This is a genomic window from Massilia polaris, assembly GCF_012927275.1.
Lineage (GTDB): Bacteria > Pseudomonadota > Gammaproteobacteria > Burkholderiales > Burkholderiaceae_D > Telluria_A > Telluria_A polaris.
The window spans coordinates 50,914-65,702 of sequence record NZ_JABBGG010000010.1 but is presented as its reverse complement, the minus strand read 5'-3'; the positions used below and the strand labels follow the sequence as shown (position 1 = coordinate 65,702).

Sequence of the window (14,789 nt, the reverse complement as noted above, 5' to 3'; positions counted from 1 at the left end):
CCAATTGAGGATGACATGAAGACCAATAAACTTGTACTCGCAATATTGATGGCCGCCTGCCTGCCGGCGATGGCAAACCCATCCCCGGCGCCGGTGGCGCTGGCGCGCGCCCGCGCCGTCGCCCTCGCCAGTCCCTTGATGGTCCACGAAGGGAAGATTGTCAAAAACGCGCCGTACTCGGCGCAGGCCATTTCGGAAAAGGTGCAATCCCTGCCCGACGGCAACCAGATCACGGTGCGCAATACCACCACGGTGTACCGCGACAGCGCCGGCCGCACGCGCCGCGAAATGGCTTTGCCGGACGGCGAGGTGCGCAACATCACGATCCGCGACGCCGACGGCGTCACTTACGTGCTGCGTCCCCGCGACAAGACCGCCACCCGCATCGGCGCGGCACGCGAAATGGCGGCGGCGGCGCGCGAGCAAGCACGCGAACGCATTGCGCAGCTGCGCAAGGAAGGCAAATTGCCGGCAGACGCGGCCGGGCGCGAGGCGATCATCGTCAAGCGCATCGAGCGCGCCACCGGAGAGCATGGCCATGGCTTCGGGCTCGGCACGGCGATCGCCGGCGCGTTCGGCGACCGCGAATGGTCGTCCAAGGCGGTCACGCGCGACCTCGGCACGCGCGAATTTGGCGCCGTCAAGGCGGAAGGGAAAAGGCGCAGCTACGAGATCCCGGCCGGCGAACTGGGCAACCGCAATCCGATCGCCGTCTCGCAGGAGACCTGGTATTCGCCGGAACTGCAGGTGACGGTGTACACGAAACACAGCGACCCGCGCACCGGCGAGAACACCTATCGCCTGGAAAACCTGAAACGTGAAGAGCCGGCAGCGACGCTGTTCGCGGTGCCAGCGGACTACACGGTCACGGATGCGCGGGTACGGATGGAAATGCGCAAGGACGAAAACAAGTAAGACAACGCCGGGTACCTGATGGATACCCGGTTTTCATCGACGCCGCGCCTAGCCGATGCGCTTCGGCGCGATTTTCTTGCTGAACCACTCGTCGATCATGTGCTTCTCGTAGCGCAGCGGATCGCCGGTCGAATAGCGGTTGCGCAGGGTGTCGAGATACATCATGTCGCGCAGCCGCTCATCGCCACTGGCGACCACCTCGCCATTCTGCGTCACTGAATAGCGCAAGTGGATGATCGGCCAGTCGGCGCCGCCGCGCAGCACCCGGATTTCATTCGCGCGGCGGTGATGGATGCGGCCGGCCAGGTCGATATCGAGCACCTCGACGTTCAGGTCCACGCCCGGGGGCAGCGTTTCCGCCAGCTTCTGGAAGTGTTCGGTCAGGTCGTCCAGGACCTGCTTGCGGTCCCATGATGCGAACGGCAGGTCCGAATAATTCTGGGGCTGCGCAAACCTTACCGTGACGCCGGCGAATGCGCTGCCGGACGACATCAGCACGAGGCTGGCCAGGGCCAGGCCCTTGATCGCGGTTTTCATGCTGGTTTCCTTTCAAAATTCGTTTGTTCCTCATCCCAATATACGCCGTTTCAGTGCATGCCGTTAGCGACGAAATGTCGTGTTTTGTATCGAAATGTTATGCGCCGTACCGGTCGTCTTTGCGCCGCTCGTCAATACAACGACGCAAATCCTGCAAAACAATGTCTCATTCTACATAAAGCACGACTATTGCCTGTTGTTAATAGAGTGGGGTCATACTACAATCGAAGGGAAAGTCGGCCGTTTAATGCCTGTTGCGGCCGTAGCGTATAGTCGAAACATTACCGGAATCGCAATCATGTCATTCTTGTCCTCTGCTACGCCTAAGCTAGCGCCGTGGAAAATCCTGCTCGTCGACGACGAGCCCGATATCCACGACATTACCAAGCTCACGCTCAACCGGTTCCGGCTCGATGGCCGCGCCCTTTCCTTCCTGCACGCCTACAGCGGCACGGAAGCCAAGGAAGTGCTGGCGCGTGAATCGGACATCGCGCTGGTGTTCCTCGACGTGGTGATGGAGAACGAAGACAGCGGCCTCGAAGTGGCGCGCTGGATGCGCGAAGACCTGAACAACACCTTTACCCGTATCGTGCTGCGCACCGGCCAGCCGGGCCAGGCGCCGGAAGAGCGCGTGATCGTCAACTACGACATCAACGACTACAAGGAAAAGACCGAGCTCGATCGCACCAAGCTGTTCACCACCACCTTCGCCGCGCTGCGCGCCTACCGCGACATCATGAAGGTGGAAGACGCCCGCCGCGTGCAGCTGACCTACCGCGAAGGCCTCGAGCGCGTGATCGCCGCCTCGGCCCACATTTTCCAGCAGCGCAACCTGAAGGACTTCGCCAGCGGCTTGCTGCAGCAGGTCGTGGCGCTGCTGCGCCTTGAGCAAAGCATGCTGCTGCGCATTTCCGGTGCCAGCATCCTGGCCGGCGACGCCGAATACGAAGTCCTCGCGCAGATCGGCGATATCGGCGAAGAGATGCTCGGGCCTGAACTGATGGCCCAGCTCGACGAGGCGCGCAGCAACCGGATATCCAAGCTGCAGGGTGACACCTACGTCGGCTACTTCCCGAACAGCAGCGGCAAGGCATCGCTGCTGGTGCTCAAGGGCGTGGAAGAAATCTCCGAAATCGACGCGCAGTTGCTGGAAGTCTTCTGCTCCGGCGTCGCGATCGCTTTCGACAACATCCTGCTGACCCAGGAGATTACCGATACCCAGGCCGAACTGATTCTGCGCCTCGGCGACGTGGTCGAATCGCGTTCGAACGAAGCCGGCAACCACGTGCGCCGCATGTCGCAGGTCTGCCACCTGCTGGCGCAGGCATCCGGCTTGCCGGACGACGAAACGGCGGTGCTGATGCACGCCGCGCCGATGCACGACATCGGCAAGATCGCCACGCCGGACGCGGTGCTGCTCAAGCCTGGCGCGCTGTCGCCGGACGAGTGGGAAATCATGAAGCAGCACCCGACGGTGGGGCTGTCGATCCTCGATGGCTCGACGCGGCCGATCCTGAAGGCGGCCGCGGTGATCGCGCACCAGCACCATGAAAAGTACGATGGCAGCGGCTATCCGCAAGGCCTGAAGGGCAAAGACATCCACAAGTATGCACGCATTGTGGCGGTGGCCGACGTGTTCGATGCGCTGAGCCACAAGCGCTGCTACAAGGAAGCATGGCCGATCGAGCAGGTCGTTGGCCACATGCGCGAAGTCGCCGGACGCCACCTTGACCCGCAATATGTCGAGTTGTTGATCCAGAATATCGACAAGGCGCAGGAAATCAACCGCAACTGGCCGGACTGACGGTCGTTCCCGCCATTGGCGGGAACGACGACGTTTACGCCGCGGCCTTCACTTCCCGCCTGCTGCGCGGGAACCGCAACGCATACTGCAGCCCCATCCCCGGCGCGCTTTCCACCTTCACGGTCCCGCCCAGCGGCCCGGTCGCGAGGTTGTACAAAATGTGCGCGCCAAGCCCGCTGCCGCCCTGCCCGCGCCGCGTCGTAAAGAACGGGTCGAACAGCTTGGCCAGCATCTCCGGCTCCATCCCGGCGCCATCGTCGCTGTACTCGAACACCACCGTATCGTCCTCCAGCACCGCCGAAATCCGGATCTTGCCCGCCTGTTCGCGCTGGTACCCGTGCACCAGCGAATTCATCACCATGTTGGTGACGATCTGCGACACCGCGCCCGGGAAGCTCTCCAGATGGAGATCGTCCGCGCACGCCACTTCCACTTTCACCGGCCGGCCCTTGAGCTTCGGCTGCAGCGACAGCAGCACTTCATCCAGGTAGCTCTTCAGCCTGAACGTGCGGATGTCGTCCGATGACTGGTCGACCGCGACCTGCTTGAAGCTGCGCACCAGCGCCGCCGCGCGCTGCGTGTTGGTCGTGAGTATGCGCAGCGACTGGTCGATGATCTCCAGGAATTGCTGCAGGCTGTCCTCGGTCAGCTCGCCCGCTTCCAGTTCCTCGCGCGTGAGCTTAAGCTCCTGGACCAGGTGGCTGGTCGCCGTCACGCAAATGCCGAGCGGCGTATTGATCTCGTGCGCGACGCCTGCCACCAGGCGCCCCAGCGACGCCAGTTTTTCCTGCCGCACCAGTTCAGACTGCGCTTCCTGCAATGCCGTCAGCGCCGAATTGAGCGCGGCGTTCTGTTCTTCCAGCCGTTCCTTGGACTTGCGGATGGCCTGGCCGGCCTGCATGCGCGCCAGCGCCACCGCCACGTGGCTGGCCATGAAGGCCAGCAGCTCGAGGTCGGCCGCTGTGTAGATGATGGCCGGGTCGTAGCTCTGGACGATGATCACGCCGTATGCCTGGTCGTGCACCAGCATCGGCGCGCCCATCCAGCTGGCGATATCGGTGCAGCCGAGCGGCTCGTTGACGACGCCGTCGGCCACCAGCTTGGCGAAGCTGGCGCCGTCGTGCAGGCTGGCCCGCTTGCTCGACAAAACGTATGAGCTCATGCCGGCTCCGTAGCGGAAGCGAGCAACCGGCGCGCTGTCGTGCTTCTGGTCGACAAAGTAGGGAATGCTGATTTCGCCGGTGCCAGGATGGTACAGGGCGATCAGGAAGTTGTCGGCGACGATCATGTCGCTGATAATGCGGTGCAGCGCGGCCGACAGCTTGTCCGATTCGATCGCCGACGCCGACAGGCTGGCGATTTCATACAGCGCGTGCTGCACCGTCTCGGCGCGGCGGCGCTCGGCCACTTCATGCGCCAGCAGCGCGGTGCGCTCCTGCACCGCGCGTTCCAGCCGGTCCATGCTCTGCAGTCCCTGCAGCGCGTTCGACACATGGCTGGCGATCAGCGAGAACAGGGCCTGGTCTTCGTCGCTGTAGGTGTGTTCCGGGGTATAGCTCTGGATGACGATCGCGCCCAGCGCCTGGTGCTGCTGGTCGAGCAGCGGGCAGCCCATCCAGTGTTCGGACATGCTGCCCAGCCCCCAGCCGCCGCCGTCGGCGCCGCCGCGCGCGTTGAATTCGTCTGCCGTCACGACCATGTTGCGCCGGTTCAGGATCACCCAGGCGGTGGGGGACTGGTCGGGCGAGGCCAGGGTGACCCTTTCAGCAGGGTCCGGCGTCTCGTCGCGCTCGTCGACGAAGTAGACGAAACGGACGGTGCCGTCCTCGCGGTCGCTCAGCGCCACATAGAAGTTCGCGGCGTACATGATGCGTCCGAGCGCGCGGTGCACGGCGCGGATGAATTCGGTGATGTCGACGCACGAGGTCGACAACTGGCCGATTTCCAGCACCATGGCTTGTACCGCTTCGAGGCGTTTAAGACGGCTTTCCATCAATAGTCCCTTTTCTAATGCACTCGGGAAATACTATCAGGAGAGGGGTGAAAAGCGAAGCAAGATCGCCGACTATCATCGGGGCGGCGCCCCGATTTCGCACAGCGGCAACTAGCGCGGCGCGCGGAAGCCGGATTCGACCCAGGCGGCGGCGCTGGCTGGCGACAGCTTGAAGCTGGCGGCGACTCGTTCCTGGGCCAGCTGGTCGCCCATTTCGTCGATCGCGGTCAGCACCGCGTACGGGTGGTCATCATCCGGGACGATGTCGAGCGTCACTTTGATGACGGCTTCGGCGGTCGCGACGACGGTGCTCTTGTGCAGTTGCGCGTGCAGTTGCTGTTCGTGGCGGCGCAGCACCTCGGATGCCGTCTTGACCAGCGTATTGAAGGCGTTGGTGTCGAGCGGTTTCGGGTTTTTCTTGTCGCGGCCCATCGTCCAGGGACCGACCAGCGCCGGTTCCGGCTCGCCGTCCTTGATCATTGCAACCGCCCAGCCTTCGTCGTCTTCGTTCTTGATAACGCGGGCAGTCCAGCCGTTGCCTTGCCAGACACGCGCCTCCTGGATGGGCTCGTCGTCCGGCACTTCAGGTCCATCATCGATCATCGGGTAACTTTGCTAATAAACATCAGAGCTTGGCATGATAGTCGAATTTCTCCGGGCGCACACTGGCGCACGGCCAAAACCATCCGTGTTTACAGGTAGTTAGGATCACTCAGCTCAGGCGCGGATGCTCGGCAAGCATGGGGGCCGCAGGGGCGGGCGCGCCGGCGCGATGGCCGGGTCGATCGCCGGACGCGGCGTGTGGTAGCTGAACGGGTTGATGATGATGGGCGGCACGGCAGGCGGCGCCGACGGCGGGCCCTTTTCGCCAAGGTAGTCGTATAGCATCGGATCACTCCAGGAACCCAGGCATTCAGTATAGGAAATGTTCCCGGTTTTACAAGGGACGAAGCTGGCGGCGCCTCTTCGTCACGCATTTTTGCTGGCCCGACCCGTCAAAAATGCAGTCTGTCGCAATCCGGTGGCTGATGCATATGGGCGTGGCTACAGTGGAGCCATACCAACGACACAACCCAAAGGTCCTGCCATGAAAAAGATCGCCCCGTTCATCATCCTGTTCCTGGTCGCACTGATCGCCTGGGACATGCTCGCCGATACCAGCGGCTTCCACATGGACATCGACGGCGACGAGTTCGACGGCCCGCTGGGCGCCCTGCTCGGCCTGCTGTTCGGCAGCCTGGGACTGATCATCGGCACCATCGTCGCCTTGTGCGTCGGGGCCTTGCTGGTGGTGGTGTTTGCCGGAGTCGGCGTGCTGCTGGTGGGTGCACTGGCGCTGGCCGCGTCGCTCGGGCTGCTGGCGGTGTCGCCGCTGCTGCTGCCGATCCTGATCCCGGTCGCGATCATCTGGTTCTTCGTCAGCCGCTCGCGCCGCAACCGCATCAAGGACGAAGCGCCCGCAGTCTAAGGGTGGAATGCAGGGTTCAAATGCCTTCCACCAGCCGCATCGCAAACACGATCGGCAAGCCTTCCGCGATCACGCGCCGCGCCGCGGCGCCGTGATCGTAAGCCACCCTGAAGTAAGTCAGTTCGCGCGACTCGTCGTCGTACATCGCGTAGCACGCAGCGCAGTTGCCGTCGCGCGGCTGGCCCACCGAACCGGGAATCACCAGGTACTGGTGCCGCGCCTCGATCTTCACCCTTGTCCCGGCCTGCGGCGCGTGCGCGCCCATGCGGCCGTCATCGGCGCGGCGGTACAGCGCGGGCGCATGCACATGGCCGGAGAACACCATGCGGCTGTGGCTCGCGCGCAGGCTGCGTTCCGCTTCCACCAGTCCCATCACGTATTCCCAGCGCTGCGGTTCGTGCGCGCTGGCGTGCACGAACATCATGCTGCCAAGTTCAAAGGTCAGCGGCAGCGCATCGAGGAACGCCAGCTGTTCCGGACGCAGCTGCCCGCGCGTCCAGGCGATCACTTCGCGCGCTTCGGCATGCATGCCGGGACGCGGCCCGCCCGCAGTGGCTTCGTCGTGGTTGCCCTTGACGACGATGGCGCCGCGCGCCGCGTGCTCCATCACCGTGTCGAGCACGCGCGCGGGATCGCCGCCGTAACCGACCAGGTCGCCCGTGAAGGCGTACCTGTCGGCGCCCTGCCCGGCCGCGTGCGCGAGACAGGCGTCAAGCGCTTCGCGGTTGGCGTGCAGGTCGGTCAGCAGCGCGATCCGCATGCCTTAGCCGGCGCCTTTGGACTGCACATATTGCTGGTAGCCGCGGGCGCGCAGTTCGCACGCCGGGCAGGCGCCGCAGCCGTAACCCCACGGATGCAGCGCGCCGCGCTCGCCGAGGTAGCAGGTGTGCGTATCGGTGCGGATCAGGTCGACCAGCGCCTCGCCGCCGGTTTGTTCGGCCAGCTGCCAGGTCTCTTTTTTGTCGATCCACATCAGCGGCGTCTCGACCTTCAGGCGGGTCGCCATGCCCAGGTTGAGGGCGACCTGCAGCGCCTTCATGGTGTCGTCGCGGCAGTCCGGATAGCCCGAGAAATCGGTCTCGCACATGCCGCCGACCAGCACCGTCAGGCCGCGCCGGTAAGCCAGCGTGGCCGCGACCATCATGAACATCAGGTTGCGGCCGGGGACGAAGGTGTTGGGCAGGCCGTTCGCCTGCATCGCGATCTCGACATCGCTGGTGAGCGCGGTGTCCGAGATTTTGCCGATCAGGGACAGGTCGATCATGTGGTCTTCACCGAGGCGCGCGTCCCACGCGGGCGTCAGGGCCCGCACGCCGGCCAGTACCGCCGGCCGCACCGCCAGTTCGATCGCGTGGCGCTGGCCGTAGTCGAAACCGATGGTCTCGACCCGCGCGTAACGCTCGAGGGCCCAGGCCAGGCAGGTGGTGGAGTCTTGTCCGCCGCTGAACAAGACCAGCGCGCTGTCGGATTGATGCATGTTTTGGGTTCCAGAGTGTTAGACGTTCGCCATCATTTTTGCCGATCCGGTAATATGCTTCAACATTTTCCCAGACGGATAGACATGTTTCACGCAAGACCAACAATAAGCTCAGTGCCGGCGGGGCGAACACGAATTTTGGCACAGATTGCCATCATCGTGTTCGCACTGCCTGCCACTGGGAGCGTGTGCGCGCAGGCCATCGACTACACCGTGCAAATCGATGCGCCAGGCCGTCTCGACGATCTCCTCGAGGACAACCTCGACCTGGTGCGCTGGCGCGGCAACCCGCGCCTCGACCTCGAACAGCTGCAGCGCCTCGTCAAGGACGCGCCGGAGCAGGCCCGCACGCTGATCGCCACCGAAGGCTATTACTCGCCCAAGGTCAGCGCCGGCCTCGATACCAGCACCACGGTGCCGGTGGCGCGCGTGATTGTCGACCCGGGCGAGCCGGTGCTGGTCGGCGACGTCGACCTGGTGCTGCGCGGCTTCGAGCCGCTGTCCGCAGGCAGCAAGCCATTCGATCCGGCCACCCTGCGCAACAACTGGACCCTGAACGTGGGCGAACGCTTTCGCCAGGCCGACTGGGAAGCGGCCAAGCGCAACCTGCTGCGCCAGGTGATGCAGACGCGCTATCCGCGCGCCCAGCTGGCCGAGACCAGCGCCACCGTCGATCCGGACGTGCGCCGCGCGCTGCTGCACGTGGTGGTCGACAGCGGCCCCGAAGTGCGCCTTGGCGATCTGCGCATCGAAGGCCTGAGCCGCTACCCTGAACGGATCGTCACCAACCTCAACCAGATCAAACGGGGCGACGAGTACAGCGAAGCGGCGCTGCAGTCGTTCCAGGCGCGCCTGCAGGACACCGGCTACTTCAGTACCGTCGAAGTCTCGGCCGACAGCGCGGCGGCGCTGGAAGAGAACATCGAGGAGCTGAAGGAGCAGCAGCAAGGCGCGCCAGCGGCCAAGCCATCCGGCCCCGAAGTGCTGCCGGTGCTGGTGCGCGTCACCGAAAACAAGCGTCGCAACGCGTCCGTCGGTCTCGGCTACTCGACCAACACCGGCGCCCGCGCACAGGTCAACTACGACGACCTGAACGTCTACGGACTGCGCATGAAAAGCCAGGTCATCGCGGAGACCAAACGGCAGGCGGCGCGCGCCGACTTCTACCTCCCGACCACGGCCAAAGGCTACAACGACAGCTTCGGCGCGGGCTTCGAGCGCAACGACCTGCGCGGCGAAATCACCAATGTCGCCACCGTCGCGGTACGGCGCGCATGGGGAACGCCGCTGCTGGAACGCAGCCTGACCTTCGAATACCTGTCCGAAAAACAGACAGTCGAAGGCCAGCTGTCGCGCAACAGCAAGAGCCTGCCGCTCACCTACAGCATCACCAGGCGCGAACTGGACAACCTGGTGCTGCCGACGCGCGGCTACGTCATCAACGCGCAGCTCGGCGGCGCATTGCTGCCGGTGCTGACCGACGAACGCTTCGTACGCGCGTACACGCGCTTCGTTAACTACCGCCCGATCTCGGTCGACTCCACCCTGATCCTGCGCGCCGAAGCCGGCGCGCTCGGCTCGAAGGACAAGCGCGGCGTGCCGGGCACCTTCCTGTTCCGCGCCGGCGGCGACCAGTCGGTGCGCGGCTACGGCTACCAGCAGCTGGGCGTCGAGGAAGGCGAAGCAGTCGTCGGCGGGCGCTACCTGCTGACCGGGGGCGTCGAATACCAGTACTGGTTCAAGCCGCCATGGGGCGTGGCAGTGTTCGTCGACGCCGGCAACGCTGCCGACCGCTTCAAAGACCTGAAGCCGGAGTTCGGCTACGGCATCGGCGCGCGCTGGCGCAGCCCGGTCGGCCCGATCAACGTCGACCTTGCCTATGGCCAGGCGGTTAAGGAAGCACGCCTGCATTTCTCCGTCGGGTTCACGTTCTGATGACTACTGAAGAAACCACATCACCACCTGCGCCGGTTGCGCACAAGCGCCGCTGGCCGCGCAACCTCGCCATCGGCGTCGCCGCCACCGGCGCGCTGCTGGCGGGCGCCTACTGGTACCTGGGCCGCGAGACTACCTTGCAGATGATCGTGCAGCGGGTCGCCGACGCCAGCGGCGGCAGCATCGTCGTCACCGGCGTCACCGGTTCGCTGTATAGCTCGATGCACATGGAGAGCGTCGTCTACCGCAGTCCCGAACAGCTGATCACCGCGCAAAAACTCGATATCGACTGGTCGCCGTGGCAGTACCTGTCGAGCGGGATTGCGATCAGCAAGCTGCACGTGGCCAGCGTGAAGGTCGATACGCTGCGCGAAAAGGACGAGCCGGCAAAGATGCCGGTGTCGCTGGCGCCGCCGTTCATCTTGTCGATCGCCGATGCGCGCGTGGCACAGCTGACGATGACCAACGCCGGCGTGAAGACCATCATCGACGACGTGCGCTTCAAGTTAAACGGCAACAAGCAAAAGTGGGAACTGCGCGACGCCAGCGCCCTCACGCCATGGGGCCGCGCCGCCGCCAGCGGCAGTATCGAGTCCACACGGCCGTTCAAGCTCGATGCCGCCGGCACCCTGGTGCAGACCCAGGTCAAGGCGGGCCATGCGCCGGCGCAGCTGTCGGTGCGCGCGGGCGGCGACTTGGTGAAGACCCAGGTCAATGCGGCCGGCCAGGCCGGCAAGGCAGTCGGCGACATGAAATTGACACTGGCGCCTTTCGAACCGGTTCCGCTGCGCGCGCTCAATCTCAAGGGTCGCAACATCAATCCCGGCTTCTTCAACCCCGCCCTGCCCGCCGCCGACCTGTCGATGGCGATCAATGCGAACATCGATCCGGCCAGGGCAATTTCGGGCACCGTCGATATCGCCAACGACGGCAAGGTCGGCCCACTCGACAAGCAGCTGCTGCCGCTGCTGGCAATGCGCGGACGCCTCGGTGGCACGCTGGCGGCGATGCAGATCGACGACGTGCTGCTCGACCTTGGCGCCGCGGGCAAATTTTCCGGGGGCGGCACAGTACAGCGCGGCCCGGACGACAAAGGCATCGGCAGCGCCCAGTTCAAGCTGCATACCGACCGCATCAACCTGAAGTCCGTGTACAGCACCATGAAGGCGACGGCGATTGCCGGCGATATCCAGCTCACCAGCACCGGCGACGTGCAGACGCTGGGCGCGCAGCTTTCCGAGCGCGGCATGCGCCTGGATGCGCAGGCTACCCTGGCCAAACAGATACTGGAGATCAAACGCGCCCGGCTGACGGCCGGCAGCGGCCATCTCGACCTCGCGGGCACCGCAAGCCTTGAAGATAAACGCGAGTTCAGGATCGGCGCGACTGCGGTGCACTTCAATCCCGCGGCGCTGGGCGACTTCCCTGCCGCCGACATCAATGCGCTGGTCAACGCCAGCGGCGCGCTGTCGCCTTCATTACAAGTAGCGTCCAGCTTCACGCTGCGCCCGAGCCGGCTGTTCGGGCAGCCCTTGTCCGGCAAAGGCAGGTTCAACGCGGACGCGAAGCAGATCACCGGCGTGGATGCCAGCTTCGCGATGGGCCAGAACGCGGTCGACCTGCGCGGCAGCTTCGGCGCGCCCGGCGAACGGCTGCTGTGGAAGCTGGATGCGCGCCAGCTGTCGGCGCTGCGCAGCGACCTGGATGGCGCGCTAGCCGCCAACGGCGTCATCACAGGCACGATGAAAGCGCCGCGCACCACCTTCGTGGCCGACGCGCGCGGTCTCGGCTTCGCCCGGAAGGGCCGCAAAACCGGTAACAGCGTATTGCATGCGAGCGGCGATGCATGGCTGGCCGCAGGCGACATCAACCTCAGGACCAGCGGCACCGCACGCGGCTTCGACCCGGCGGCCTTCGGTTCGCCGCTGGCCGGCAGCATCAACGGCAAATTCGACGCCAGCGGACGCCTCGGAAAGGACTGGAATGGCACGGCCGGCGTCGTGCTCGAACAGTCGACCTTGTCCAACGCCCCGCTGTGGGGACATGCACGTCTTGGCGGCAGCGCGCAGCGCATCTCCAGCGCCGACGTCGACCTGCACATCGGGCCGAACGTGATCGCGGCGAACGGCAAGTTCGGCGCGCCATCGGACCGCCTCGACTGGCGCATCGATGCGCCGCAGCTCGCGGTGCTCGGCGGCGACTATGGCGGCCTGCTGCGCGGCTCGGGCACCCTGTCCGGCACCGCGCAGGCGCCCGCGCTGACGGCTTCGCTGGAAGGCCAGAACGTCAAGCTGCTCGGACGACACCAGGTCAAGGCGCTGCGCGCCAGCGCAAACATCGGCGCGCGCCAGGGCGGCGCCACGCCGATGGTGTCGAACGTCGAAATCACCGGCTACACCAGCGGCGACACCCGCATCGACAGCGCGCGCCTGCAAACGACCGGCACGCGCGCCGCGCACACCCTCAGCCTCGCGGCGCGCGGCGAAGCCTTCGATGTCGCCGTCCAGGCGCGCGGCGGCTGGACTGGCGATGCGTGGGCCGGCGTCATCGGCAGCCTGCAGAACCGCGGCCGCTACGCCATGACGCTGGCGCAGCCGGTGCCCTTGCGCCTCGCCGTAGCGCCGGGCGCGGGCGCGATGGGCCTGATGCGGCCGCAGCAGATCGCCTTCAACGGCGCGGTGATCGCCCTGCCCGCCGGCACCATCAACATCGCCTCGCTGGCCAAGAACGGCCCGCGCTGGAGCAGCAAAGGCGCGGCGACCGGCGTGCCGCTCAATTACCTCGCCCAGTTTTCGTCCGCGCTGCGCGAGAACATGCGCGGCGACCTCGCGCTGGGCGGCGAATGGGGGCTCGACCTCCAGACCGCCGCGGTGGCGGGCGGCGTTCCGCAACTGTCCGGCATGGTCCACGTGTTCCGCGAAAAAGGCGACCTGATTGTCGGCGCCGACGTGCCGGTGGTGCTCGGCCTGCGCACGCTCGACCTGCGCGCCGATGTGGCCGGCGGCGCGCTGCGCACCCGGGTCGAAGTCGACGGCACCCGTGCCGGCGCCGCGCGCATCGACGCGACCACCCAGCTGGTCAACGGAAGGCTCGGCACCGGCAGCCCGCTGCGGTTGTCGGCCAGCGCCGACATGGCGTCGATCGCATGGATGGCTCCGCTGACGGGCCAGCCGGGACTGGAACTGGACGGCACGATGAAGCTCGCGCTGACCGCGGCTGGCACCATCGGCGCACCGGCCTTGAACGGCACGATCAACGGCGACGCCATGGCGGTGCGCTGGCCCGAGCAGGGCGTCCGGCTGCGCAACGGCCAGCTGCGCGCGCAGCTGGCGGGCGACCAGATGCTGCTGCAGCGCCTCAGCTTCGACGGCGTGGAGGGCAATGCGGTGGCCGACGGCGCGATCCGCTTTGCCGGAGGCGAAGCCACGATGCAGCTCAAGCTGGTGGCCAACAAGCTGGAAGCGCTGTCGCGGCCTGACCGCACCGTGGTCGTCAGCGGAACGGGTACCGTCAACCGCACCGCGACCAGCTTCAATGTCGACGGCAAGTTCCGCGTCGACCGCGCGCTGGTCGAACTGGCGCCGCAAGGGCGCCCGACGCTGTCGGACGATGTCATCGTACTGGGCCGCACCAGCGCCGCCGCCAGGGCGCGCGAGAAAGCGGCGATGCCGCTTGCCGCCGATATCGAGATCGACCTGGGTGACGCGTTCCGCATGCGCGGCATGGGCGCAGATGCCGAACTGGCAGGCACGGTGCGGGTACGCACCGGCGACAACCGTGCGCCGCGCGTCAACGGCACCATCCGCGCCGTCAGCGGCAATTACGCCGCATACGGCCAGAAGCTGTCCATCGAACGCGGCATCCTGACCTTCAGCGGGCGTTACGACAACCCGTCGCTGAACATCCGCGCGGTGCGCAAGCGTCCGGAAGGCGAGACGCTGTCGGAGACCAATGTCGAGGCGGGCGTCGAGGTGCGCGGAACGGCGCTGGCGCCGGTGGCGAAACTGGTGTCGACGCCGTCGGTGCCGGACAGCGAAAAGCTGTCATGGCTGGTGCTTGGACACGGCATCGAAGGCACCTCGGGCAATGAGGCCGGCGTCCTGAGCGCCGCGGCCAGCGCTCTGCTGGGCGGTTCGGGCAGCGGCGGCTTCCAGTCGCGCCTCGCCACCTCGCTGGGCGTGGACGAACTGGGCGTGTCGCAGGCCAAGGGACTTGAAAGCACCGTGGTCACGGTCGGCAAGCGCCTGTCGTCGCGCGCCTACCTGAGCTTCGAGCAGGGCGCGACGTCGGCATCGAGCCTGGTGCGCATTCGCTACAAGCTCAATCCGAGAGTGACGCTGCAATTCCAGACCGGCACCAACACCGCCCTGGACGTACTGTATTCGTGGGCGTTCGATTAATGCAGGGTCTCCGGGTTGGGATCCGGGATCGGGTCCTCGTTTTGCGGCGTATGAACCGGCGGATGGTGGGGATGCGGATTATCGAACGGCTCGGGCGTCGGTTCATCGATGGGGCCCTGCGGTTCCGGGGCGCGGTGCGCTTCGACGGCGGCTGGATTCATGGTCGACCCTCGGTTGTCATTAAACCATGACGTTACCATGGGCCGCCATGGGCGGGCGTACGGTACGCGGCCTTGGTTTACAATTGCCGCTCTTTAAAA

12 protein-coding genes are annotated in these 14,789 nt (G+C 65.6%); 5 read left to right on the top strand and 7 right to left on the bottom strand.

Translation table 11 applies throughout. The features are described from left to right. The first annotated feature begins 15 nt into the window (after nt 1-15). Nucleotides 16-915 (top strand): hypothetical protein, encoded by a 900-nt coding sequence (locus HHL21_RS16945; RefSeq protein WP_169468009.1) that lies wholly within the window; start codon nt 16-18, stop codon nt 913-915. 48 nt (nt 916-963) lie between these two features. Here the strand turns inward: HHL21_RS16945 and HHL21_RS16940 are convergent, their stop codons facing one another. Continuing rightward, on the bottom strand, nt 964-1,452 hold the full coding sequence (locus HHL21_RS16940) for a DUF3016 domain-containing protein (RefSeq protein ID WP_169468007.1): 489 nt from the start codon (nt 1,450-1,452) through the stop codon (nt 964-966). Nucleotides 1,453-1,750: 298 nt separating this feature from the next. Between HHL21_RS16940 and HHL21_RS16935 the strand changes: the two genes are divergently transcribed. Beyond that, complete coding sequence (locus tag HHL21_RS16935) at nt 1,751-3,256, top strand: DUF3369 domain-containing protein (RefSeq protein ID WP_169468005.1); 1,506 nt, start codon at nt 1,751-1,753, stop codon at nt 3,254-3,256. Between the two features lie 34 nt (nt 3,257-3,290). Here the strand turns inward: HHL21_RS16935 and HHL21_RS16930 are convergent, their stop codons facing one another. The 3 genes from HHL21_RS16930 to HHL21_RS16920 form a co-directional block, all read right to left on the bottom strand. Then, entirely contained in the window at nt 3,291-5,249 is a 1,959-nt protein-coding gene (locus HHL21_RS16930; protein ID WP_169468003.1) for a GAF domain-containing sensor histidine kinase, read from the bottom strand. Nucleotides 5,250-5,360: 111 nt separating this feature from the next. After that, the gene (locus tag HHL21_RS16925) at nt 5,361-5,852 is read right to left on the bottom strand and encodes a hypothetical protein (protein WP_169468001.1); all 492 of its coding nucleotides are present in this window, start codon (nt 5,850-5,852) and stop codon (nt 5,361-5,363) included. 114 nt (nt 5,853-5,966) lie between these two features. Further along, nucleotides 5,967-6,137: a hypothetical protein gene (locus HHL21_RS16920; RefSeq protein ID WP_169467999.1), complete on the bottom strand. Its 171-nt coding sequence runs from the start codon at nt 6,135-6,137 to the stop codon at nt 5,967-5,969. Between the two features lie 199 nt (nt 6,138-6,336). Between HHL21_RS16920 and HHL21_RS16915 the strand changes: the two genes are divergently transcribed. Next, a complete protein-coding gene (locus HHL21_RS16915; RefSeq protein WP_169467997.1) occupies nt 6,337-6,717 on the top strand; it encodes a hypothetical protein in 381 nt (126 codons plus the stop codon). Nucleotides 6,718-6,733: 16 nt separating this feature from the next. On the opposite strand, the gene HHL21_RS16910 is transcribed toward HHL21_RS16915, so the two are convergent. Beyond that, nucleotides 6,734-7,477: a metallophosphoesterase family protein gene (locus tag HHL21_RS16910; protein WP_169467995.1), complete on the bottom strand. Its 744-nt coding sequence runs from the start codon at nt 7,475-7,477 to the stop codon at nt 6,734-6,736. Nucleotides 7,478-7,480: 3 nt separating this feature from the next. Continuing rightward, nucleotides 7,481-8,194: a 7-cyano-7-deazaguanine synthase QueC gene (gene queC, locus HHL21_RS16905; RefSeq protein WP_169467993.1), complete on the bottom strand. Its 714-nt coding sequence runs from the start codon at nt 8,192-8,194 to the stop codon at nt 7,481-7,483. Between the two features lie 138 nt (nt 8,195-8,332). Here queC and HHL21_RS16900 point away from each other — a divergent pair, with 138 nt between their 5' ends. Beyond that, entirely contained in the window at nt 8,333-10,129 is a 1,797-nt protein-coding gene (locus tag HHL21_RS16900) for an autotransporter assembly complex protein TamA (protein WP_229496524.1), read from the top strand. After that, nucleotides 10,129-14,529: a translocation/assembly module TamB domain-containing protein gene (locus HHL21_RS16895; protein WP_169467989.1), complete on the top strand. Its 4,401-nt coding sequence runs from the start codon at nt 10,129-10,131 to the stop codon at nt 14,527-14,529. The genes HHL21_RS16900 and HHL21_RS16895 overlap by 1 nt, the downstream gene beginning before the upstream one ends. Here HHL21_RS16895 and HHL21_RS16890 read toward each other — a convergent pair. Further along, nucleotides 14,526-14,690 carry a hypothetical protein gene (locus HHL21_RS16890; protein ID WP_169467987.1) on the bottom strand — a complete coding sequence of 55 codons (165 nt, stop codon included), beginning with the start codon at nt 14,688-14,690 and terminating at the stop codon, nt 14,526-14,528. The genes HHL21_RS16895 and HHL21_RS16890 overlap by 4 nt on opposite strands. Nucleotides 14,691-14,789: the final 99 nt, after the last annotated feature.